This is a genomic window from Paenarthrobacter sp. CCNWLY172, assembly GCF_037402035.1.
Taxonomy (GTDB): Bacteria; Actinomycetota; Actinomycetes; order Actinomycetales; family Micrococcaceae; genus Arthrobacter.
Map to the genome: position 1 here is coordinate 583,278 of NZ_JBBEGB010000001.1, position 22,565 is coordinate 605,842.

The 22,565-nt window shown below is 63.3% G+C and carries 23 protein-coding genes; 12 read left to right on the top strand and 11 right to left on the bottom strand.

Features of this window, described 5'->3' with window-relative positions; all coding sequences use genetic code 11:
- Positions 1 to 3 precede the first annotated feature (3 nt).
- Genes zapE through WBN73_RS02650 form a run of 4 tightly spaced genes read right to left on the bottom strand, consistent with a single transcriptional unit; the run spans position 4 to position 3,166 of the window.
- Positions 4 to 1,176, bottom strand: a complete 1,173-nt coding sequence (gene zapE, locus WBN73_RS02635) for a cell division protein ZapE (RefSeq protein ID WP_337339385.1) — start codon at positions 1,174 to 1,176, stop codon at positions 4 to 6.
- Positions 1,173 to 2,168 carry a magnesium/cobalt transporter CorA gene (gene corA / locus WBN73_RS02640; protein WP_337339386.1) on the bottom strand — a complete coding sequence of 332 codons (996 nt, stop codon included), beginning with the start codon at positions 2,166 to 2,168 and terminating at the stop codon, positions 1,173 to 1,175. The genes zapE and corA overlap by 4 nt, the downstream gene beginning before the upstream one ends.
- Before the next feature lie 10 nt (positions 2,169 to 2,178).
- Positions 2,179 to 2,604: a DUF1761 domain-containing protein gene (locus WBN73_RS02645; protein WP_207594170.1), complete on the bottom strand. Its 426-nt coding sequence runs from the start codon at positions 2,602 to 2,604 to the stop codon at positions 2,179 to 2,181.
- Between the two features lie 10 nt (positions 2,605 to 2,614).
- Positions 2,615 to 3,166 carry an Lrp/AsnC family transcriptional regulator gene (locus WBN73_RS02650; RefSeq protein WP_280623203.1) on the bottom strand — a complete coding sequence of 184 codons (552 nt, stop codon included), beginning with the start codon at positions 3,164 to 3,166 and terminating at the stop codon, positions 2,615 to 2,617.
- Positions 3,167 to 3,312: 146 nt separating this feature from the next.
- Here WBN73_RS02650 and WBN73_RS02655 point away from each other — a divergent pair, with 146 nt between their 5' ends.
- On the top strand, positions 3,313 to 4,548 hold the full coding sequence (locus WBN73_RS02655; protein WP_337339387.1) for an MFS transporter: 1,236 nt from the start codon (positions 3,313 to 3,315) through the stop codon (positions 4,546 to 4,548).
- Positions 4,549 to 4,567: 19 nt separating this feature from the next.
- On the opposite strand, the gene WBN73_RS02660 is transcribed toward WBN73_RS02655, so the two are convergent.
- Genes WBN73_RS02660 through WBN73_RS02670 form a run of 3 tightly spaced genes read right to left on the bottom strand, consistent with a single transcriptional unit; the run spans position 4,568 to position 7,031 of the window.
- Positions 4,568 to 5,074: an Lrp/AsnC family transcriptional regulator gene (locus WBN73_RS02660; RefSeq protein WP_089595726.1), complete on the bottom strand. Its 507-nt coding sequence runs from the start codon at positions 5,072 to 5,074 to the stop codon at positions 4,568 to 4,570.
- Between the two features lie 54 nt (positions 5,075 to 5,128).
- Complete coding sequence (locus tag WBN73_RS02665; protein ID WP_337339388.1) at positions 5,129 to 5,770, bottom strand: TMEM175 family protein; 642 nt, start codon at positions 5,768 to 5,770, stop codon at positions 5,129 to 5,131.
- Between the two features lie 31 nt (positions 5,771 to 5,801).
- On the bottom strand, positions 5,802 to 7,031 hold the full coding sequence (locus tag WBN73_RS02670) for an MFS transporter (protein WP_337339389.1): 1,230 nt from the start codon (positions 7,029 to 7,031) through the stop codon (positions 5,802 to 5,804).
- A gap of 130 nt (positions 7,032 to 7,161) precedes the next feature.
- Here WBN73_RS02670 and WBN73_RS02675 point away from each other — a divergent pair, with 130 nt between their 5' ends.
- A complete protein-coding gene (locus tag WBN73_RS02675) occupies positions 7,162 to 8,136 on the top strand; it encodes a LysR family transcriptional regulator (RefSeq protein ID WP_337339430.1) in 975 nt (324 codons plus the stop codon).
- On the opposite strand, the gene WBN73_RS02680 is transcribed toward WBN73_RS02675, so the two are convergent.
- Complete coding sequence (locus WBN73_RS02680) at positions 8,111 to 9,169, bottom strand: nitronate monooxygenase (RefSeq protein WP_337339390.1); 1,059 nt, start codon at positions 9,167 to 9,169, stop codon at positions 8,111 to 8,113. The two genes, WBN73_RS02675 and WBN73_RS02680, sit on opposite strands and share 26 nt — an antisense overlap.
- A 41-nt stretch (positions 9,170 to 9,210) precedes the next feature.
- Here WBN73_RS02680 and WBN73_RS02685 point away from each other — a divergent pair, with 41 nt between their 5' ends.
- Complete coding sequence (locus WBN73_RS02685) at positions 9,211 to 10,146, top strand: N-acetylglucosamine kinase (protein WP_207594165.1); 936 nt, start codon at positions 9,211 to 9,213, stop codon at positions 10,144 to 10,146.
- Between the two features lie 64 nt (positions 10,147 to 10,210).
- Here the strand turns inward: WBN73_RS02685 and WBN73_RS02690 are convergent, their stop codons facing one another.
- On the bottom strand, positions 10,211 to 11,242 hold the full coding sequence (locus WBN73_RS02690; RefSeq protein ID WP_280623198.1) for a pirin family protein: 1,032 nt from the start codon (positions 11,240 to 11,242) through the stop codon (positions 10,211 to 10,213).
- 50 nt (positions 11,243 to 11,292) lie between these two features.
- Between WBN73_RS02690 and WBN73_RS02695 the strand changes: the two genes are divergently transcribed.
- From WBN73_RS02695 to WBN73_RS02735, 9 genes are all read left to right on the top strand, one after another.
- A complete protein-coding gene (locus WBN73_RS02695; protein WP_337339391.1) occupies positions 11,293 to 13,089 on the top strand; it encodes a glycoside hydrolase family 35 protein in 1,797 nt (598 codons plus the stop codon).
- Between the two features lie 32 nt (positions 13,090 to 13,121).
- Positions 13,122 to 13,574, top strand: a complete 453-nt coding sequence (locus tag WBN73_RS02700; RefSeq protein ID WP_280623195.1) for an NUDIX hydrolase — start codon at positions 13,122 to 13,124, stop codon at positions 13,572 to 13,574.
- A 224-nt stretch (positions 13,575 to 13,798) separates the two neighbouring features.
- Positions 13,799 to 14,968 (top strand): ribosome small subunit-dependent GTPase A, encoded by a 1,170-nt coding sequence (rsgA, locus tag WBN73_RS02705; protein WP_280623194.1) that lies wholly within the window; start codon positions 13,799 to 13,801, stop codon positions 14,966 to 14,968.
- A 154-nt stretch (positions 14,969 to 15,122) separates the two neighbouring features.
- Positions 15,123 to 16,217, top strand: a complete 1,095-nt coding sequence (locus tag WBN73_RS02710) for an ABC transporter ATP-binding protein (protein ID WP_337339392.1) — start codon at positions 15,123 to 15,125, stop codon at positions 16,215 to 16,217.
- Positions 16,217 to 16,957 (top strand): ABC transporter permease, encoded by a 741-nt coding sequence (locus WBN73_RS02715; protein WP_337339393.1) that lies wholly within the window; start codon positions 16,217 to 16,219, stop codon positions 16,955 to 16,957. Before WBN73_RS02710 ends, WBN73_RS02715 begins: the two co-directional genes overlap by 1 nt.
- Positions 16,954 to 17,697, top strand: a complete 744-nt coding sequence (locus WBN73_RS02720; protein WP_337339394.1) for an ABC transporter permease — start codon at positions 16,954 to 16,956, stop codon at positions 17,695 to 17,697. Before WBN73_RS02715 ends, WBN73_RS02720 begins: the two co-directional genes overlap by 4 nt.
- Complete coding sequence (locus WBN73_RS02725) at positions 17,694 to 18,650, top strand: ABC transporter substrate-binding protein (RefSeq protein WP_337339395.1); 957 nt, start codon at positions 17,694 to 17,696, stop codon at positions 18,648 to 18,650. The genes WBN73_RS02720 and WBN73_RS02725 overlap by 4 nt, the downstream gene beginning before the upstream one ends.
- 120 nt (positions 18,651 to 18,770) lie before the next feature.
- Complete coding sequence (locus tag WBN73_RS02730; RefSeq protein WP_207594156.1) at positions 18,771 to 19,991, top strand: pyridoxal phosphate-dependent aminotransferase; 1,221 nt, start codon at positions 18,771 to 18,773, stop codon at positions 19,989 to 19,991.
- Positions 19,992 to 20,045: 54 nt separating this feature from the next.
- Positions 20,046 to 20,900: a polyphosphate kinase 2 family protein gene (locus WBN73_RS02735; RefSeq protein WP_337339396.1), complete on the top strand. Its 855-nt coding sequence runs from the start codon at positions 20,046 to 20,048 to the stop codon at positions 20,898 to 20,900.
- Between the two features lie 42 nt (positions 20,901 to 20,942).
- Here WBN73_RS02735 and WBN73_RS02740 read toward each other — a convergent pair whose 3' ends face one another.
- Positions 20,943 to 21,194: an exodeoxyribonuclease VII small subunit gene (locus WBN73_RS02740; RefSeq protein ID WP_207594154.1), complete on the bottom strand. Its 252-nt coding sequence runs from the start codon at positions 21,192 to 21,194 to the stop codon at positions 20,943 to 20,945.
- Between the two features lie 41 nt (positions 21,195 to 21,235).
- Positions 21,236 to 22,513, bottom strand: a complete 1,278-nt coding sequence (gene xseA / locus WBN73_RS02745; protein WP_207594153.1) for an exodeoxyribonuclease VII large subunit — start codon at positions 22,511 to 22,513, stop codon at positions 21,236 to 21,238.
- Positions 22,514 to 22,565 lie beyond the last annotated feature (52 nt).

The following is a 22,565-nucleotide window of genomic DNA, read 5'->3' on the forward strand; positions in this document are numbered from 1 at the left end:
AGCTTAGCTTCCGGCGGCCTCTTCACTGTGGACAGCACTGTCCACGCCATCGTGGTGCTCTGACCGTCCCAAGAGGGACAAACGGCTCGCTATCCGCGCCAGATCCACCGGCAAAACCGAAAGATCACTGCCGGATGCGTCGATGTCCCATTCCATCGGTCCCTCGCCGATCAGGAACAGCGTGATGTCCTGGTCGTGCAGCACGTCCACCACATTGCTGAACCGCTGCCATGAGGGTGCGGATGCCGAATCGTTTCCTGCAGGGGAGGGAACGTCGTCGATCACCCACGTTTTATAGGTCTCCGCCAACACCAGGAAGTCCGCTGTTGAGGTGAGCCCACCGCAGAGCTCCTCGAAACCGACCCAGAGCACATCGGGGTCGGAGTTCCTGACCACAATCGGCTGGGTTGTCGGTTGCAAAACGCGGCCTTGGGATGGTGCTGGCCGGAAGAGACCGAGGCGCCCCAGTTGTGCGGGCGTGCCGGGAGAGACGATCCGACCTGAGCGGAACGCGGCAAACCCTTCGGCAGGGGCAGTTCCAGCGGCGGGAAAACGGCGGAAATCCGTGGGCCCCTCGATCTCCACGATGTCCATCATCTCTTTGATGGCCTCGATGGTGGGCATGAAATGGTCGTGCCACAGGGGATTGGGCAGGAGGTCGTCCGGGGCGTAGTTCGAGGTCACCACCAGGGGGATACGGCGCTGCGCAGCAGACCGCAGCAACCGGGCAATGAACATGCCATCGCCAACGTCATGGACATGGAATTCGTCGAAGAACAGCACGTCGATGCCATCCAGCAATGCATCCACGGACTGCTCAATGGCAGTTCCGCTGTTGGCCTCAAAGACGTGGGTTCCCGCATGGAGCCTGCGGAAGAAGTCGTGGAAGTGGACACGGCGTTTCCGGGCGTCAAGCTGTCCGTAGAAGCTGTCCATCAGCCATGTCTTGCCGCGGCCCACCGGTCCGTGGAAGTACAGGCTCCGCGGCGCCTTGCGGGGAAGCGGACGACGACGGCCCGTCAGTTGGGCGCCGAAGGCCGCCAACCGCTCGGCTGCCTGTCGCTGACTTGGCTCAAGCGCAAAACCCGCCAGTCCGGCGTCGTGCTCCATCCCCGCCAGCAAAGCGCGGACAGTGTCCCGCGCAGTGCGGGGAGCAGGCCTCGACAGTGGCGTCACAGCCAGCCTTTGCGCTTGAAAATGACGTACATGAGCAGGGCTGCACCGAACATGAGCCCCACCGCCAGGGGGTAGCCATAGTCCCAATGCAGCTCCGGCATATGGTCAAAATTCATCCCATACACGCCGGCCACGAAGGAGGGGGCAAAGAGGATGGCAGCCCAGGAGGAGATCTTTTTGACTTGCTCGTTCTGCGCGGCGCTGGCTTCGTTCTGGCGGTTGGCCGTCAGGGTGCCATCCAGGGTCAGCGCGTTCTGCAACAGATCCCGGAAGGAGTTCACGCGGGAAATGACGCGCTGGACATGGTCCTCGACGTCGCGCAGGGAGCGCTGCAACTCAATGTCCACGCCATATTTTTCGAAGCCCTTTTCCAGCAGCGCGATCATGTCCGGGAGGGGCTGGATGGCCCGTTGGAACTGGATCACTTCACGGGCAAGTTCGTAGATGCGGCGCGACACGGTGCTGTCGCCGCTGAAAAGCTGGTCTTCTATCTCATCGATGTCGTTCTCAAGACCTGCCACTACCGGCGCGTAGTCATCCACCACTTGGTCCAGGAGAGCGTAGAGCACGGCTTCGGGCCCATGGCAGAGAAGGTCCGGTCGTGTCTCCAGCCGGTGGCGGACCCGGGCCACCCCACCGGTCTCAGCGTGCCGGATGGTCACCACAAAGTTTGGTCCGGTGAAGATGTGCAGCTCGCCGAACTCCACTGTCTCGGTTTCATCGAGGTACCTGGCTGGGCGGAGGACAGTAAACAGGTTGTGGTCGTAGCGCTCAAGCTTGGGCCGCTGATGTGCCGAGACGGCGTCCTCCACGGCGAGCTCGTGGAGGCCGAATTCCTGGGCGACGGCGGCCATCTCGTCCTTCGTGGGCCGGTACAAGCCGATCCAGGCCATGCCGCCGTGTTCCGCCAAGGTCTCAAACGTCTGCTCGAGGCTGTGCGGGGTTGCTGTGCGGACGCCGTCTACGTAAACGGCGTTATCAATGATTGTCACTGGTTGAACGCTACTGCATGGCTCCGATGATGGCGCCCGCAATGGTCATGGCCGCGATGTCGTGGCCGGAATCGATGACGGTCACCGCGGAGGGGCGCCCCGCGAAGCCGTTGTGGATGACGTGGCCGCCGGCGCGGATCACCAAGGACAGGATCAGCGCGAAGAATCCGCCGGCCCAAAAAGTGTTGAGTTCCAGCGCGCTGATGAGGACCGCCAGGAGAATGCTGGTCAGCGCTGCGGCCACCATCATGGGAACCCAGATGCCGGCGCCGCCCTCAATATTCTTGAGGTCGTCTTCGGTTTTGTTGATCGCTTTCATCCACCTGCGTCCGAAGGCGGCCGGCATGTACCAGACGAAGCCGATGACCATGCTTGAAACGAAGGCCAGAAGTACAGCGAACCAGTTGATCTGGGAGATGTGTGAGAGCCAATCCATTCCTGAAATCCTAGTCGGTTCGGGCCTGTGACCCGGGGCTCTGACTCTCAAGCCTTGGCCGTGTTGGCGCGGCAGACATCCTTTCGATCAGTGGTTCAGTCCGGTACGGGATGTGAGTATGCAGGGCCAACACCGTTTCCGTCCGGATCACGCCTTTGGTGCGGAGGACCGATCGCAGTGCCGACTGCAGGTTGTGGGTGTCGGTTGCCACTACCCGGCACCAGAGATCGCCCCGGCCGGAAATTTCGTGGACCTCCAGGACCTGGGGGATCAAGCGCAGCGCACCAATGACGCCGTCGAGTTCGCGGTGGGTGACTTCGATCGTCACGAAAGCGACGACGTCGTACCCCACCTTTTCGAGGTCTACCTCCCGTCCGGCGGCGTGCAGCACCCCGGACCGGAGGAGGCGCTTGACCCGGCTCTGGGCAGTGTTGCGTGCAATACCCAAGGTGTCGCTCAACTCGGCGATCTGGATGCGGGGATCCTTGATGAGTTCCAGGAGGATCTTCAGGTCCATAGGGTCGAGGGTGTTCAAATGGTCACTCCAGCTCACTTGGGTCATTCGAGTTTGAGTCTTTTGCTCAATTCTCAAACTATTGCAGCATGTTCAGATCAATCCTGCTGCATTCTGTTGCCACCAATACTTAGTCGGACTGCGCTTCCCACAAGGAACCCATCAGCCCGGCCACCGAGCCCGAAGGCATGGAAATGACTGTCTTGAGCGAACTCCGCATGCGTCCGGTTACCGCCGACCGCTGGGGATGGGATGCCTCCACCACCGCCAGGTTGGTGTTGACCGGCGTCGTCATCTTTACGCTGCTGGTAGGCGCCAACCTGGCCACTCCGTTGTATCCCTTGCTGCAGGCCAGGCTTGGTATGACATCGCTGGACGTGACAGTTGCTTTCTCCAGCTACGTCCTTGCACTGGTGGGTGTCCTCATGGTGGCAGGACATTGGTCGGACCACATCGGGCGTCGTGCGGCGTTGGTGTTGGCTGTCCTGGTCGGTTTGGTGGGTGGTGTGATTTTTGCCAACGCGGACACACTGGTTGCCTTGTCCATGGGGAGGGCACTCCAGGGAGTGGCAGTGGGGCTGGCGACCGGAGCCAGCTCAGCTGCCTTGCGTGAACTGTTGCCCCAGCGGCCTGAGTGGGCCTCCCGATTCACTTTGCTCTCCTCGGCAGGTGGTGTGGCGGCAGGCCCCGCAATCGGTGGCCTCCTGTCACTTTTGCCGGACCCCACGCGCACCCCGTACTACGTCCATTCGGCGGTGCTGATAGCTGCCCTTATTCCCCTGTGGCTCCTCAAAGCCAGGCCTGCCATCGCTCCGGCGGAGGGCCCGAAACCCCTCAAGGTCCTGGCGCCACGGAAGCCTTCCATCTCCCGTGATGCCCGCGGAGCCTTCTGGATGGCAGCTGCCACCGGGTTCCTGAGCTTCGCAGTCTTCGGCTTCTGCCTGTCATTGGCGCCGGGGTACTTCGCCGGTGTGGTCCATGCAGATTCGCGGCCGCTGATCGGCTTGCTGGCAGGAGTCACGTTGGGCGCCTCGGCGCTGAGCCAGCTTTTGGGTACCCGTGGCCGTTGGGTTGTGCCCGTGGCCTTGGCGGTCCTGGGGGTCTCGGTTGTCCTGGTGGGCGCTGCGGCTGCATGGTCAAGCCCGTGGTTGCTGGTGGCTGCGAGCGTCACGGCGGGCATGGGTCAAGGCATTGCTTTCCGGCAGGTCTTCAACGAAGTTGCCGGAAAGGTTGAGGCTTCCCGCCACGCCCAGGTCATCAGTACCGTCTACGTCATCACGTACCTGGGTAGTGCCGTTCCGGTGATCGGGCTGGGACTGACTGTCTCGGCACTGGGGCTCCAGGCCGCCGTCGTGGGTTTCACGGCCCTGTGCGGCGTTGCGGCGCTGACGCTGGCGGCAATCTCGCTGCGGAGCGCAGTGCGTTCCTGACCTGCGCCGCCTGGTCGTTCTACTCCGGCAGCGGTCCGCGATTGCCCGGGATGTGCTGGAAGACCATGGTGGTTTCCGTGTGGCCCACTACGGGATCCGTGGCGAGGTTGTCCAGGAGCCAGTTGCGGAGGTCGTCGGTATTGGCGACGGCGATGTGCAGCAAGTAGTCAACGGAACCGGTGGTGTGGAAAGTGGAGATCACCGCCGGAAGCTTGGGAACGCGGGCCGTAAAACGGTCGATCTGATCGCGGTCGTGGGCGCGGAGACGGACGGCGATGAGGGCTTGGACGGAGCGGCCGATGGCCGGCAGGCTCAACACGGCCTCAAAGCCTTCGATGATTCCGCGTTCGGAAAGAGCCCTTGTCCGCATGAGGGCCGTGGAGGGGGCGATTCCCACAAGCTCTGCCAATTGCTTGTTCGAGATCCGGGCGTCATCCACCAACGCGGCGAGGATTCGTTCATCAATCGCGTCCAGCGGCTCAGCGCTGCCCGTGCCTGACCGAACATTCTTCGTGGGGTTGCTCACGGATCCTCCTGAAATTGCCTTCCATCCATCCTAATCGGTGAATTCTTCAGGTGACTATCGCTTTACCCGTGCGCGGCGGGCCCGTCGCCGATCCAGCCGTTGGAGTGGCTCACTGAGCAGCATCAGGAGCAGGGGCCAGTTGCCTGCACCCGGAATGGCTACGGCCAGAACCAGGGCTGCCAGGAAGAGCCCGGAAACGATGCCACTCGCTCGAATTCCTGACGCCGATTCCGCATCTCCCATGGTGTGGAGGTCGGGGTGTGACCGCAAGTACGCGCGGGCCACGAGGAGCATGAGGCTGGTGGCAAACAGGGTGCCGATGTAGATCAGCGGTTGGGCCCAGTCGGAGGGCATCTGGGTGGAGAGGGATGTGGCGACCGGCATCACCACGATGGTGAACATCCAGGCCACAGTCAGCCACAGCAGGCCCGGGTCAACGTGCTTGACGCTGCGGAAGAGCTTGTGGTGGTGCACCCAGAACACGGCAATGAGGACAAAGCTCAATACGAATCCGAGCAATGCGTACTGTTCTTCGGCCAACCATTCGGCCGTGGTGCCGTTGTGGTCTGCAAGCTCACCCACGCTCTCCATCAGCGGGAGGATCAACAACGTCAAAGCAATCGCCACCACGGCATCCGTAAACGCCTGCAAACGCTCCGGTGACGACAGTTCCCGGCTTTTCGTGACCTGTGTCATGCCTCTGATTCTAGGGGCAGGCGGCTGGAAATCAGCGGGCTTGGTTTGGTGTGCGGTGCACTATCAAGGTGACTGCCGCCGTCGTGCACGAAAGGACGATGACGCTCAACGCCAAGGCCGGCCAGCCAAACGCCTGGAAGGCCAGGCCGCCGGCCCAGCCGATCACGCTGGAGCCCAGGTAGTAGGACAGGTTGTACAGGGATGCCGCCTGCGCCCTGCCCGTCGTGGCGATGGCCCCCGTCCAGCCTGAACCAACACTGTGGGCGGCGAAGAAGCCGCCTGTGAAAATCACCAGCCCGGCGAGGGTGGCTGCCAGGTTCTCCACCAAGGTCAGCGCCAGCCCCGCGGACATGATGGCAATTCCGGCCACCAGGACGTTGCGCCTGCCAAACGTCGTGGTCAGTCCAGCGGCCCACCGTGAGCTGACAGTGCCGGACAGATACGCAAGGAAGATCAGGCTCACTACAGTTGCAGGGAGCCGGAACGGATCTGCGTGCAGTCGAAACCCCAGGTAGTTGTAAACCGCTACGAAGCCACCCATGAGCAGGAAGGCCTGAAGGTACAAGGACACCAGTTTGGGATTGCTCGAGTGGCCTTTCAACGTCTTGAGTGCACCCCGGAATCCCAGCGCCGGGGCTGGACTAAAGCGTCGCTGCCTGGGCACGAGGACCAGGAACAAGACAGCGGACACAGTGGCCAGCAAGGAGACGGCAAGGGTCGCGGCACGCCAGCCCCAGAGCTCGCCCACTGGGCCGGCCACCAGGCGCCCGGCCAAGCCGCCCAACGTAGTTCCGGCTACATAGGTCCCGGCCGCCAACGCCGTGTGGACCTTGGTCACTTCCTCGTTGAGGTACGCGATGGCAATGGCGGGGATGCCGCCCAAAGCCATGCCTTCCAACGTGCGCAGCGTCATCAACATCGGCACGGTGGGCGCCAGGGGAACCAGCAGCCCCAGCAGTGTTGCCACGGCGATGCCAATGGCCATGGCGCGCACGCGGCCGATCCTGTCTGCCACGAACGACCACGGCAGCACGGTGATGGCAAGACCTGCGGTGGCAAGGGAAATGCTGAGTGCGGCCTCGGCTGCAGTGATCTTGAGGTCGTGGGCCATGAGGGGCAGGACAGCCTGTGTCGAGTACAGCTGGGCAAAGGTTGCAACTCCGGCGAGAGCCAGCGCTGCGAGAATCCGGCTGTATCCGCGGGAACCCCTGGCATGGCCGTCCCACGTTTCTGTGCTGCCGCTGGCGATGGTGTTGGTCACCCGGCAAGGGTAGGGCGCCAGGGACTCAGCTTTCCAATGCATGGGTTGCCTATAATTGATGCATCACAGCATGAATCCGGGACCGGCACCTTGGCGGCGGGCTGCTGCGGAAGGCGGAAGGGAGAACACCATGGAGCCGGACCACCACCAGCTCATTCAGCTTCTTCCGCTCCTGCCTGTCCTGGCGGAACTTGGCCGCACGGAACACATGACCGAAACAGCGGAGATCCTGGGCGTTCCACAGTCGACAGTGAGCCGTGCAGTGGCCAGGGCCAGTGCAATCGTAGGAGCGGACCTGCTGATCCGCGACGGCCGCGGCATCCGGCTCACCCCCGAGGCCAGAACATTTCTGCCCTACATCGAAGCAGCGCTGGAGAGTTTCCAGGCCGGCCTGGACAGGGTCAGGCACGAGTCTGACGTGGTGCGGGGCCGGATCGGTGTGTCCTTCCAACACACGTTCGGAGAGGCGACGCTTCCACTGCTCATCAGCGCGTTCCGCGGGCTCCACCCCCATGCGGTGTTCGAACTCTGGCAAGGACCGCGCGACGATTGCCTGCAGCAGTTGGCCAGCGGCGAGATGGACTTCGCACTGACCGCACCCATTGCGCCCGAAGGCAAAGGCATCCGTTCCCTTCCGCTCTACCGGGAGCCACTCAGGGTGGTCCTGCACTATCGGCACCCCCTTGCCGCGCGGGCCAGCGTGCACCTTTCAGAGCTGCGCCACGACCCCTACATCACGCTTCCAGCCGGAGTTGGCCTGCGGGCACTCGGCGAGGCACTCCTGCGGGAGGCGGGCTTCCGCCCGCGGATCGCCTTTGAAGTCCAGGAATCCACCTCGGCCCGCGGGCTGGTTTCGGCCGGACTGGGGTTCAGCATCCTTCCGCCCGCCGGTCCCGGTTCAGGCACGGGACAGTTCCTGCCCAAAGCCGAACTTGGACTGGTTGAAGTGGCCATCGAATCCGACCTGGCGTTTCGGCAGATCGGCCTCGCCTGGCGGGAGAGAAGCTTCGAACCGGACGCTGTGCGGCTCTTCCGTGAACTGGTGGTCGCCGAGGGCGGAGAGTTGCTCGCGGAACTCGTCAGAGCCCGCTCAGGAACTCCCTGACCACATCCTGCGCTGACCCTTCCCGGGCCCGTTGCCAACCCGTCCCTGCCCAGAGGTTGAGCCGCTGCGGATCGCCGGCCGCGGAAGAGGCCGCCCTGACCGGTGCCGTGAGGTGATGGATGGCAGGGTAGCCCTCCGGTGCGTCCTGATGGTCGCGGACGAAATCGTTGACCAAGGCTCGGGCCATGCGCCCGGTGAAGGCCCGGGTCATGGCGGTTTGTGTGAACACGTGGTCGCCCAAGGCATCCTTGTGCGCCTGCCGGGCACCGCTCTCGTCAGTCCGAACCAGGGCGGTCCCGATTTGGGCCGCTGACGCCCCAGCCGCCAGCACCTCCCGTAGGCCGCGGCCGTCCATGACGGCCCCTGCCGCGATCAGGGGAACTGCGACGGCGGCACGCACCTGGGCGACCAGTTCCGCCGTCGTCCGGGCTGCCGGGGTTCCGGCTCCCGGGGCTCCCGCTGTTTCCGGAGTGCCCGGCAGGAAGGCAGCCGTGTGTCCGCCCGCGGAAGTGTGCTGGACGGCGAGGGCGTCCGGACCCTCTTCGGCGGCAGCCAAGGCCTCAGCGACGCTGGTCACGCTGGAAATGACGGTTGTTCCGGCCTTTTGGAGCGCGGTCACCACCTGTTTGCCAGGAAGACCGAAGGCGAAGCTGACGAACTCCACCGGGTCCGCGAGGAGGGCGTCGATTTTGTCCTGCCAGGCGTCGTCGTCATCAAGGCGCAAGGGAGGCAAGGCCACGCCGTACCGGGCGGCCTCAGGCTCAAGCTCTGCCCGGTAGGCCTCAAGCCTTTCCACTGCCTCCGGGGCGGGAGGGAGCTGGCGTGGGTCGGGTACAAAGACGTTCATGCCGAAGGGAATGCCGAGGGACCTGGCCGCTGCGATCTCGGCGCACATGGCCTCGGCGCTCTTGTAGCCGGCAGCGAGGAAACCCAGACCACCACCCTCGTGAACGGCCCGAGCCAAATCCGGTGTGGAGGTTCCGCCCGCCATGGGGGCAGCAATAAACGGTGTGTTGAACAGGGGATGTGGCATTGACAGTTTCTCCTCCGGACGCTCCAAGCTAGTCTTTCACGGTGAACAATCTTGACTCTGCCCAGCATTCCCCTGCCCCATCGGAGGCCTTGAGTGGAACGGTCATCGGGCTCGATATCGGCGGCACCAAGACCCGTGGCGTACGGTTCCAAAATGGCGCGCCGGTCCGTGATGAAAGCGCCGGAAGTTCCAACGTGCAAAACGTCAGCAGGGAACAGGCAGCAGCCAACCTCGCCGAACTGTTCGGCAAAATCGGCGGCGGTGAAATTGACGAAGTCTATGCAGGCGCCGGCGGGATCGACACTGAGGAAGACGCGCAGGCGCTCGCGGACCTGATCGCCCCCCATGCGCCCGGGGCCCACATCACCGTGGTTCATGATTCCCGCCTGCTGTTGGCGGCTGGCGGCGCGAGTGCGGGCGTTGCCGTCATTGCCGGTACGGGCTCAGCTGCGTGGGGAAAGAATGACGCCGGGGAAGAGGCCCGGGCGGGTGGCTGGGGCTACCTTCTGGGCGACGAAGGAAGCGGCTATTGGCTGGGGCGTGAAGCCGTCCGACACAGTCTGAGGCGAATGAACCAAGGCTTGGAGCCGGATGCGCTCAGCCGTGCGCTGCTGGACTCCTGCGGAGTGGATGAACCGGGAAAGCTGATTGCCATGTTCCACTCACCGGACACCGGCCGCCGCTATTGGGCACAGCAGGCGAGGCTGGTTGTTGAAGCCGCCGACGCCGGAGACGACATCAGCCAAGCGATGGTGGAACAGGCCGGCAGGGACCTCGCTGACCTCGCCCGGCAAGCCGTTCGCCAGCTGGGAATGGATGGTCCGGTAATCCTCGGAAGCGGACTTGGCATGAACGTCCCCCGGCTGCAGGAGGCCTTCAAGGCCAAACTGGCAGAGGACGGGATTGTGGACGTCCGCATCCTGCAACAGGATCCGGTGTTTGGCGTACCGCGATTGGTGGCCGAGCAGCGGTCCTAGCGGGGGATTTTGTACAGCTGACGTCCCTGGAACGTCTCAGTGAGGGCATCAGCTGTACAAAAACTCAGCCCCGGGTTCTCGGGCGCAGCTTGACTCCGGGAAGTGGTGGAGCGGGTATGCGGCCTGCTTCCGGCCCGGCGTCGGGGCCGTGGCCTTGGACGAAGCCGAAGCGTGAGGCGGCGGCAGCAGCGTCGTCGAGCAATCCCTCCGCCTCCCATTCCTCGCGGGCCTTTTCCACTTCTTCGTGGGTCCGCCCCACAAAGTTCCACCACATCAGCAGGTCTTCGCCGAACGGCTCGCCGCCAAGGAGCATGAAGCGGGTGTCCGGCTTTGCTTCCACAGCAAGGCTGGTCCTGCCGGCACCGAGGTAAGCCAGGGGCCCGGCCTCAATGTCCTGACCGTCAATCACCAGGTGACCGTCCAGGACCAACACGGCGTGCTCGAAGTCCGGTCGCAAAGGGAGGTCCAGGGAGCCCGTGCCCGTGATGTCAACCCCAACAATCGGGCTGAACATGGTGGCAGGGGAGCGGTGGCCGGCAAATTCGCCCACCATGACGGTGGCGGTGAAGCCTTCGCCCACGGCTACCGGCAGGTCCCGGACCTGTTCGAAGGATGGCGCGCGGTGGCGGTGTTCGTCGGGCAGTGCGACCCACAATTGCAGGCCCCGCGACACCGGGAGTTCTTCCACTACGGGGCTCGATCCCGTACCGGTAGTCGCGGGGAGCACGGAGAATTCGGAGTGTGAGATGCCGTGGCCTGCTGTCATGATGTTCAGCTCGCCCGGCCGGACCACCACATCGCTGCCCACGCTGTCACGGTGCCGGACGGCTCCTTCGAGTGGCCACGTCACTGTTTGGAGTCCGCAGTGCGGGTGGGGGAGGACGCTCATGGCCACCCTGTCCGGACCGAAACTGTCCAGGAAACACCACGCTCCCACGGTGGGCAGGCCACGCTGGGGCAGCGTCCGGAGGACGTTCATGGCCCGGACACCGCCCAGGGGGACTTCGCGTTCGGGCCATAACTGAACGCAAGGCCCTTGACCTTCGTGGGCGGCCGGGCAGACTTCCTGAGCCGGAGAAGTATCAAGATTGGTCATGTGTTCATCACCTGTGCATAAATGTTGGAAATTGAGCTAATCTGTTCCGTGTGAACAACGCCCTTTTGAGCTACCACGACGCCATCCTTTACCGTTCGGGTGAACCGTATCGTATCCTCGCCGGAGCCATCCACTACTTTCGGATCCATCCGGATCTCTGGCAGGACCGTCTGCGTCGGCTGAAGGCTATGGGCGCCAATACCGTCGACACCTACGTCGCCTGGAACTTCCACCAGCCTAAGCGCGATCGGGCCCCCGACTTCAGCGGATGGCGTGACCTCGGGAGGTTCATCGACCTCGCTTCGGAAGAGGGACTGGACGTCATCGTCCGCCCCGGTCCCTACATTTGTGCCGAGTGGGACAACGGCGGCTTTCCCGCCTGGCTGACCGGTATCCCCGGCATTGGCCTGCGATGCATGGATCCGGTCTTCACTGCGGCCGTTGAGGAGTGGTTCGACCACCTCCTCCCGGTCGTCGCATCGCGTCAAGCATCAGCAGGCGGGCCCGTGGTCGCCGTGCAGATCGAGAACGAATACGGCAGCTACGGCGACGACCACGAGTACATCCGTTGGAACCGGCGCGTCCTGGAAGAGCGCGGCATCACGGAGCTGCTCTTCACAGCCGACGGCGGCAACGACTACTTCCTCGACGGCGGTTCGATCGAAGGAACGTGGGCGACTGCTACGTTGGGAAGCCGGGGCGACGAAGCCATAGCGACGTGGCAGCGACGCCGGCCCGGCGAGCCGTTTTTTAATGTTGAGTTCTGGGGCGGCTGGTTCGACCACTGGGGCGAACTGCACCACCGACGAGACGCTGATGATGCCGCACGGGAAGCACGCAAGATGCTGGACCTGGGCGGTTCGCTCTGCGCCTATATGGCCCACGGCGGGACCAACTTTGGGCTGACCTCCGGCAGCAACCACGATGGCACCATGCTCCAGCCCACGGTCACCAGCTACGATTCCGACGCGCCCATCGCAGAGAACGGCGCCCTGACACCCAAGTTCCACGCCTTCCGCCGGGAATTCTTCCGCGCCCAAGGCATTCAAGAGCTGCCGGAACTCCCTGCGGAGTTGCTGGCCGACGCCCCGGTACTTCCGGCCCGGTCCCTGACCCTATCCGAGGGGCCGGCGCTGCTCGGTCTGGTCAGGAAAGCAAGCGGAGCCGTCAGCAGCGTCAAGCCGCTGACCTTCGAGCAGCTTGGACTCGACGCCGGGATGGTCCTCTACGCTGCCGAAGCCATCCTGCCCGGACGAACCGGCGATCCCACCGAGAGCCGGCTAAAGATTACCGGACTGAACGACCGCGCCTACGTGTGGGTAGACGGTGACTTCGTCGGTGTGCTCGACGATGTCACCGGTGCTGAGGGGCTCGTCGTCACCGGCACCGGAGTTCCCGCCAAGCTGGAGATCCTCGTGGAGAACCTGGGCCGCATCAACTACGGCCCATTGACAGGCCGCGGCAAGGGCATCCTGGGCGGTGTCCTCATCAACCAGCGGTACACGTTCCATTGGACGCAGACACCGGTGCCCCTGGCCGACTGGAAGCAGGAAGACCTGGAAGGACTGGCCGGAGCCGACTTCGAGATTGGCGAACCGGCCGACACCTACCTCGCCCTGCCTGATTCCGGGAAGGGCTTCGTCTGGCTCAACGGCTTCCTGCTCGGCAGGTACTGGGAGAAGGGGCCACAAGTGACCCTCTACGCGCCTGCTCCGTTGCTGAGGCCCGGCAAAAACAGCATCAAGGTGCTGGAGCTTGGGAAGCCGGGGACCGTCGTCGAACTTCGCGAAATACCTGATCTGGGCCCCGTCGAAGCCGGGCCCATCGCGGCGGCCGAACTTCCCTAAGGGGATCTGGTCCAAGGAATTATGCTGGCTCCATGACCCTCCAGTTCGATACCCGCCCAGCCGCTTACGCCGTTATTGTCCGGGACGGGAAGATCCTGCTGGCCTATTGGAAGCAGGACGGAAAGGAAGGGTGGACGCTGCCAGGCGGAGGCCTGGATCTTGCCGAACACCCCGTTGACGGCTGCAAGCGGGAAGTTTTCGAGGAAACCGGCTACGAAGCGCGTATCGATGGCATGCTGGGGATCGACGTCGGCCACTGGCCCGGCGATATCCGCCCGGATGGTTCGGTGAAGGACTTCCAAGCACTGCGGCTGGTCTACGAGGCCACGGTGGTAGGCGGCGAATTGACCCACGAGGTGGATGGAAGCACCACCCATGCTGCCTGGATCGCCCTTGAAGACATACCCAAACTTAACCGGGTCTCCTTGGTCGACACGGCGCTGCGCCTCTACAGGGAGCGCCCGGCAGACGGGAAACCCAGCTAAATCAGTTTGCCGCAAGGCCTAGCCAAATCCCCGGTTGCTTGGTTACGCTGTACAACGTTGTCGGCTATTCAGTTGCCGGCCAGGATGCCGAGGGGGTGGATTTGATGATTGCAGCGATCTTGCGCGCCCCGCTCCCAGTTGCGGTGCGCCGTCATCAGCCCATCATTCCTGTCCCGGCATCAGCCTGCCAGAGCTAGGTGGCCGGGCCTCAGCAGAGGCTTCCATTGAACACTTTCGCTTCTTCAAGCAACCCCTTAAGCAGTTCCACCCTGCACCTTCGTGGTCCCGTCGACTACGGCTTCACCGAGGAAACTGCCGGACTTTTCCGCGCCAACGCCTCTTCCCACCTCCAACAAAACGCCAGACCGGGCCGCGTGGTCCGCTTGGACAGGAACCGGGTGCTGGTCGCTTCGGACGACGGCCTGCTCCACCTGCCCTATCCATCCCACGGGCTGGTGCCGGCTACCGGAGACTGGGTGTGGCTCGGCCACAACGCAGCGGGTGAGCCCGCCGTCGTCGAGGTTTTGCCGCGTCGTTCGGCGCTGAGCCGCAAGCGTGCCTTCGAAGCCTCTTCCGAGGAGCAGATCCTGGGCAGCAACATCGACATCGTCGCCGTAGTGGTTCCGGTGGACCGCCCTCTGACCCACAACCGCTTGGAACGGACCTTGGTTGCCGCTTGGGATTCCGGCGCCACGCCACTGGTGGTCATCACCAAAGCCGATCTTGCCCGGTTGGCGGACGACGTCGTGGGGGAGGTCATCCTGCAGGCAGCCGGCGTGGATGTCGTGACTACCTCGGCGGAGCAAGGCGACGGGCTGGACGAACTCAGGCAGCACATCCCCGCAGGGGCCACCCTGGTTTTCCTGGGGCCCTCCGGGGCAGGGAAATCAACCCTGATCAACGCGCTCGCCGGACGTGAGGTCCAACAGACAGGAGAGGTGCGGGCCGGTGACGGCAAAGGTAAGCACACCACCACGTCCCGGGAGCTGGTGCCGTTGGCCGATGGTGCTGTGCTGATGGACACCCCCGGGGTCCGCGGGTTCGGCCTGTTCGACGCAGACGAGGGGATGGAGGAGATGTTCGGCGACCTTGAAGAACTCTTCGCCGAGTGCCGCTTCGCGGACTGCGCCCACCAGGCCGAGCCGGGATGTGCGGTCCAGGAGGCGCTCGCGGAAGAAACACTCGATCCCCGGCGGTGGGCAAGCTACCTGAAACTGCAACGTGAGCTGGCTGCCCTGGCCAGGAAACATGACGCCGCTGCCCGCCGCGCCTACCAGCGTGAGTGGCATCAAAAGGTGGTGTCGGCCGAAAGGGGCCAACGCGCGGCGGAACGGTACAGGCACGACCAAGCTGAGGAGCGGGCCGGGAAAGGCAACAAGCGACGGAAACGCTGAACATTGCCGATTCATTACGGAAAACGTGGCGGCGCTGACATCGCCCGTGGTGCTGGCTAGGCTGGGTGAAGATTGCTTTGCAGCCAAGTAATAAGAGTGCATATGATCGTGTGGCTCTGCCGATGTTCTCGACCACAGATAGGTAAGCCCGGGTATGGCCGAAGCCATGATTGAGTTCCAGAGCGTCACCAAGCAATACCAGGGCGGGCAGCCGGCGGTGGACGCCCTCAGTATGTCCATCGACAAAGGCTCCATCACGGTGTTCGTTGGGCCTTCGGGCTGCGGAAAGACCACATCCCTGCGCATGATCAACCGGATGGTGGAGCCCACCAGCGGGACCATCACTGTGGCGGGCAGGGACGTTTCACAGGTTCCTGCGCCTGAGCTCCGCCGCTCCATGGGCTACGTCATGCAGTCTTCCGGCCTCCTGCCGCACCGCTCCGTCCTGGACAACATCGCCACTGTCCCGCGCCTCAACGGTGTTTCCAAGGCGGATGCGCGGAAGCGCGCGGTGGAACTCCTGGACGTCGTCGGATTGGCTTCGTTCCTCGGCAAGCGGTATCCGTCGCAACTCTCAGGTGGTCAGCAGCAGCGCGTCGGGGTGGCCCGGGCGCTCGCTGCTGATCCGCCCGTCCTGCTGATGGACGAACCCTTCAGCGCGGTGGATCCGGTGGTCCGTGACGAACTGCAACAGGAACTCCTGCGCCTCCAGCGTGAACTGGCCAAGACCATTGTTTTCGTCACGCACGACATCGACGAAGCAACGGTTCTTGGCGATAAGGTTGCGGTCTTCGCCGTTGGAGGGAAACTGGCCCAGTATGCTGCGCCGGAAGAAATCCTGAGGGCACCGGCCAACGATTTCGTGGCCTCCTTCGTGGGACGCGACCGCGGATTCAGGCACCTGGCTTTCACCGCAGCTGACGCAGTGACCCTGCACCCTGTCGCCATGGTTAGTCCTTCCGACGGTCATCATGCGGGCCGGGCATCGGGGGAGTGGGCCTTGGTGGTCGACGCCGACTCCCGCCCGTTGGGATGGTCCTCGCCGCGCGACGGTGCAGGTTTGATCCCGGGCGGATCGCTGTTCCGCAAGGGAGACACACTGCGCCGCGCCCTGGACGCGGCGTTGTCGTCGCCGTCGGGTCTTGGCGTGGCAGTAGACGACGACGGCCGCGTGGCCGGAGTCTTGAAGGCGCCGGAAGTCCTGGCACTCATCGAAGAAGTCCGCCACCACAGGGAGGACGCCACCTGATGGAGTGGTTCCTCGACAACAGTGGCATGGTCCTGGGATTGGCTGGCCAGCACATGGTGCTCGCCATCATTCCCATGATCCTGGGCCTGCTGATTTCCATCCCGTTGGCCCAGCTGGCCAGGCGCAACAGCACGCTCAGGTCGATAGTGACCACCGCTACCTCTTTGCTGTACACCATTCCTTCGCTGGCACTTTTCATCATTCTGCCCACCATCCTTGGCACCAGGATCCTGGATCCGCTGAACGTCGTGGTGGCGCTGACCATTTATGCGGTGGCGCTGCTGGTCCGCGCGGCCATTGATGCGTTCGATTCCGTGGACGACGACCTCCGCAATGCTGCCGTTGCCATGGGGTTCAAGCCCCTGGCCCGTTTCTTCCAGGTTGACCTGCCCTTGTCCTTGCCGGTGTTGTTCGCAGGCTTGCGCGTGGTGTCGGTCAGCAACATCTCGTTGGTCAGCGTCGCCGCACTCCTTGGGGTGGGAAACCTCGGAGTTCTGTTCACTGACGGCCTGCAGCGTACCTTCATTACCGTTGTGGTGGTTGGAATCATCGCCATTCTTATCCTGGCTTTGCTGATGGACGCTGTCCTGGTGGTTCTTGAGCGGCTCCTGACTCCGTGGACCCGTGCCGCCGGCGGAAAGACTCCACGGCAGGACGGAACTGCGCTTCTCACCGAACCCAAGTCCGGGCCGGCCACTCCACACGCTGGCCTTCGCCCGGATCCGGGGGCCTCTGCATGAACATCTTCGCCGAGACCATAGCCTGGCTGACGAGCCCCAAGAACTGGACCGGAAGCGGTGGCATCCCCACCCGATTGATGGAACACCTGCAATACAGCGGACTCGTTTTCCTGATCGCCGCGGCCATCGCCGTACCCATTGGTCTTTACATCGGGCACACCGGCCGTGGCAGGGTGGTTGCGGTCGCCGTCGCCGGTGCGCTGCGTGCACTCCCGACCCTCGGTCTGCTGGTGCTGTTCGCCTTGCTCGCAGGCAGCGGCTTGATGCCGCCCGTCTGGGCTCTGGTCATTCTCACGGTGCCGCCATTGCTGGCCGGTACGTACGCCGGGATCTCCAGCGTCGATTCCACCGTGGTAGATGCTGCCCGAGCCATGGGCATGACCGAACTTCAGATCCTCTTCCGGGTGGAAGTCCCCAACGGACTGCAGGTGATGTTTGGTGGCATCCGCACCGCGGTCCTGCAAGTCATCGCCACCGTCTCGGTGGTGGCCTACCTGCCTCTGGGCGGACTGGGGCGCTACCTGTTTGACGGCCTCGTCCTGCAGGATTTCCCCCGGATGCTGGGTGGTTCCCTGCTCATTGCCGGGCTCGCCATCGCAGTAGACCTGATCCTGGCCGGGGTACAGCGGCTCGTCATCTCACCAGGCCTGACCCTCGACTCAAGCGGCCGCCAGAAGGCGTCCGACGATCCCACAGCCACAGCTCCCGCCGGGGCTGCCGTTCAAGGAGGTACACCATGAAGAACCCCGTCCCCATGACCCTTACACGCCGTGGTCTCGGCGGCCTCGCAGCCGGACTGGGTGTGGCCCTCGCGTTGAGCGCGTGTGGCGGAAGCCCCTTGGCCACGCCGTCCACCTCGGCACCCAGCGGATCCGCTGCCAGTGGCTCGCTGGCTGTCGGTTCGGCCGACTTCCCCGAGAGCCAGGTCATTGCCGAGATCTACGTTGGCGCGCTCAACGCCGCGGGTCTGACAGCCACCTCCAAGCCGAACATCGGTTCGCGCGAAATCTACTTCAAGGCAGTCCAGGACGGCTCCATCGACCTCGTCCCGGACTACTCCGGCAACCTCCTGTCCTACGTGGACACCGAAGCCAAGGAAGTTTCCGCGGAGGACGTCTACAAAGCGCTCCCGGGCAAGCTTCCGGATGGCCTCGCGGTTTTGGAACCGGCAAAGGCCGAGTCCAAGGACGCCATGGTGGTCACCAAAGCGACTGCGGAGAAGTACCAGTTGAAATCCATCGAGGACCTGGCCAAGGTCTGCAAGGACTTCACCATGGCAGCTCCGGCCACGTTTGAGACGCGCGCCTACGGCTTCCCGGGCCTGAAGGCCAACTACAACTGCGAGCTCAAAGGCCTCCAGCCCTTCAGCGACGGCGGCGGCAACCTGACGCTCCAGGCTCTGCTGGAGGACAAGGTGCAGGTAGCGGACATTTACACCACTACGCCGTCCATCGCAGATAACGACCTCGTGGTCCTGGAAGACCCGAAGAACAACTTCAAGGCCCAGCAGGTACTTCCGCTGGTCAAGGAGGCCAAGATGACGGACAAGGCCAAGGAAGCGCTCAACAACGTCTCCAAGATCCTGACCACGGATGACCTCATCAACCTGAACCGTGCGGTCAGTGGAGACCAGAAGCAGGCACCCAAGGACGCAGCAGCCGCCTGGCTGAAGGACAAGGGCATCGTCAAGTAACGCCTGACCAGAGCTGCGTACGACGGCGGTGACGGCCCCACGCGGGACCGTCACCGCCGTCGTCGTTTCTGTGAGTTAAGTCTCAGCTGAAGTCCATCACCCGTGTGGCATATTTGAGGGATGGCGAAATTCAAGCAGTCCACCAAGCTTCATAATGTCCTTTACGACATCCGTGGACCGATTCTTCAGGCCGCCCAACAGATGGAGGCAGAGGGTCACAGGATCCTCAAACTGAATATCGGAAACCCGGCTCCCTTCGGTTTTGAAGCGCCCGACGCCATTTTGGTGGACATGATCCGCCACCTGCCCAACGCCCAGGGTTACAGCGATTCGCGCGGGATTTTCTCGGCCCGGACCGCTGTATCGCAGTACTACCAGACCCGGGGCATCCAGAACATCCACGTTGATGACATCTACCTTGGCAACGGCGTCAGCGAGCTCATCACCATGTCCCTCATGGCGCTCCTGGAAGACGGCGATGAGGTCTTGATTCCCACACCGGACTATCCGCTGTGGACTGCTTCCGTTGCCTTGGCCGGCGGGCGACCCGTGCATTACCTCTGCGACGAGGATTCCGGCTGGCAGCCCGATCTTGAGGACATGGAAGCCAAGATCACGCCCCGCACCAAGGGGATTGTGGTCATCAACCCCAACAATCCCACCGGCGCGGTGTACCCGGAAGAAACGCTCAAGAAAATCGTCGCTCTCGCCGAGAAACACGGCCTGGTGCTCTTTGCCGATGAGATCTACGAGAAAATCCTCTACGAGGACGCCGTCCACACCAACCTCGCCGGGCTCACCGGTGACGACGTCCTGTGCCTGACGTTCAGTGGCCTGTCCAAGGCCTACCGGGTCTGTGGATACCGCGCCGGTTGGATGGCTATCTCGGGGCCCAAGAAGGACGCCGCCGACTATCTCGAAGGCATCAACCTCCTGGCCAACATGCGTTTGTGTGCCAACGTTCCCGCGCAACATGCCATCCAAACAGCCCTCGGTGGATACCAGAGCATCAACGACCTCATCCTGCCCGGCGGCAGGCTCCTGGAACAGCGAAACAAGGCCTACGACCTGTTGAACGCCATTCCCGGTGTCAGCACCCAGCAGGCCAGGGGCGCACTGTACTTGTTCCCGAAACTGGACCCCGAGGTTTACCACATCCGGGACGACGAAAAGTTTGTCCTCGATTTGTTGAAGGAACAGAAAATCCTGGTTTCCCACGGCCGGGCATTTAACTGGGTGCGCCCGGACCACTTCCGGATGGTCACCCTGCCCAACGTCAAAGACATTGAAGAGGCCATTGGCCGCATGGCGGACTTCCTGTCGAGGTACCCGGGCAACTAGCCTGAGGTCCATGGTCGTTCCATGAGGGCGCGGCCCCGCGGAAAGGCACACCCCATGGCTGTTGCAGTTGAATTTGCCAAGAGTCCCGCTGACGTATTGAGGGTCGGGCCCGGGTTCACGCTGGCCGGCGTGGACCCGGACTCAACCCCCGGGTATCCCGGCGCGAAAGCTGACGGCAAGGCGTTGCTTGAAGCCCAGGACGCACAGATGGCAGAACTGCAGGAGAAACTCTTTGCCCAAGGCCGTTTTGGCAGCCCCAAGAGGCTCCTGCTGATCCTGCAGGCGATGGATACCGCCGGCAAGGGTGGCATTGTCAGCCATGTGGTGGGTGCCATGGACGTGCAAGGCGTTCAAGTGTCGGCGTTCAAGGCGCCCACGGACGAGGAAAAGTCGCACGACTTCCTGTGGCGGATCGAGAAACAATCTCCCGCAGCCGGAATGGTGGGGGTTTTTGACCGCTCACACTACGAGGACGTCCTGATCCATCGCGTGCATGGTTGGGCGGACGATTCGGAGTTGGAACGCCGTTACGCAGCCATTAACGACTTCGAAGCCCGCCTCGCAGACCAGGGCACCACCATCGTCAAAGTCATGCTCAATATCAGCAAGGACGAGCAGAAAGAACGGCTTGTCGCCCGCTTGGACGATCCCAGCAAACACTGGAAGTACAGCAGCGGCGACCTTGCCGAACGTGCGTTCTGGGACGACTATATGGACGCCTACGGTGTTGCTTTCGAGAAAACGTCAACAGATACAGCACCCTGGCACGTGGTTCCGGCGAACAAGAAGTGGTACGCGCGCATCGCAGTGCAACAGCTGCTGCTGGATGCCCTTGAAGGCCTCCAGTTGGACTGGCCCAAGGCCGAGTTCGACGTCGCTGCGGAACGCGCTTTGGTGGTGGCTTCCTAGGAATCCGCACCCTGGGCTGCTCGATGCGGTCCTGCTTGGGCGTTACTGCGCGGCAGCACCGGCGTCGTTGCTTGCGTCCCGGGCGGTAGCCAGGCGTTTGCGGGCGCCCTCCAGCCAGTCCTCGCAGCGTTTGGCCAGTGCTTCGCCCCGTTCCCACAGGGCCAAGGATTCTTCCAGGCTGGCACCCCCTGCCTCCAAGCGGCTAACGACGCCCATGAGTTGCTCCCGGGCTTCCTCGTAGCTCAACGAGTCGAGGGATTCCGGTGAAGCTGCGGATGAGTTGTTCTCGGTCATGATGTCCTTTGTGTTCGGTGATGATGATGGTGACCGGTTCATCAACGGTCCACTATGTGTCCTTGGCCCGTGGAAACTGCCCTGAAGCGACCTTCGGCTACTCGAATCGCCAGTGCGGTTCCGTCGGGGGCTTCCTCTGGACTGCTCACTACTGTGTGCCCGGCCTGGTCCTCACCAACAATCTGGACCACGGCGTAGCCGCGGTCCAGTGTTTTTTGCGGAGACAGGGCCCTGACCTGTGCGCGCAAGTGGTGGACCTGATCCAGGGCCCGGACGACGGCCGTGTTGACTGCCGAATGGGAGCGCCGTTGCAGCCGGTGGATGTCATCCGCCCGGGCGTCCACCATGGAAGCCGGCGTCGCCAGGACCGGCCGTGACTTCAAGGCATGGAGGCGGTCCGTCTCCCGGTCCACCATCCTGCCGATGCTTCTGCGGAGGTGGTCCCTGGCCTGACGGACCATGGCCAGTTCCTCGGCTACGTCAGGAACTATCCGCTTGGCGGCATCGGTGGGCGTTGACGCGCGAAGGTCCGCCACGTCGTCAAGGATGGGTCGGTCGGCTTCGTGCCCGATCGCACTGACAACCGGAGTGGTGGCGGCAGATACTGCGCGGATGAGGTCCTCGTTGCTGAACGGGAGGAGGTCTTCCAACGCCCCACCGCCGCGTGCCATGACAATGACGTCTACCTGAGGGTCTGCGTCGAGCTTCTTCAATGCTGCGATGATCTGAGAGACAGCGGTGTTGCCTTGGACAGCGACTTCGTGGACATCGAACTCAACCGCCGGCCAGCGCAACGCAGCATTACGCAGGACGTCTTTCTTGGCGTCCGAGTCCCGGCCGGTGATGAGGCCGATGCGGTGGGGGAGCAGCGGCAGCTTGCGTTTCCGGGAGTCAGCGAACAGGCCTTCGGCCGCGAGGGCTTGCCTCAGCCGTTCAATCCGCGCCAGCAGGTCACCCAGGCCCACCGGACGGATGTCCTTGACGGACATGTTCAGGCGCCCTGTTTTGACCCAGAAATCCGCCTTGACGAGTGCGACCACGCGGGATCCGCGTTCAAGGGGTATTTTTTGACGGTCCAACACCGTGGACCACACCGACGCCGGCAGGGAAATCTCGGCGTCAACATCACGCAGTGTCAGGAAGGCGTTGCCGCCCCGGCGGTTCAGCTCAATAACCTGGCCTTCGATCCACGCCGCCGGCGCACGCTCGATGTGGGCTTTCAGCTTGCGGGACAGCAGTTGGAGCGGCCAGGGGTTATCGGGGCTGGTTTCGGCCGCCGTCCCGGGCAGTGTCGATTCCGGAGTCGCTTCAGCGGACATGGGCGGTCCGTGCCTGTTCCAGTCTCCGTGATTGCTGCTGCATGATGTGTCC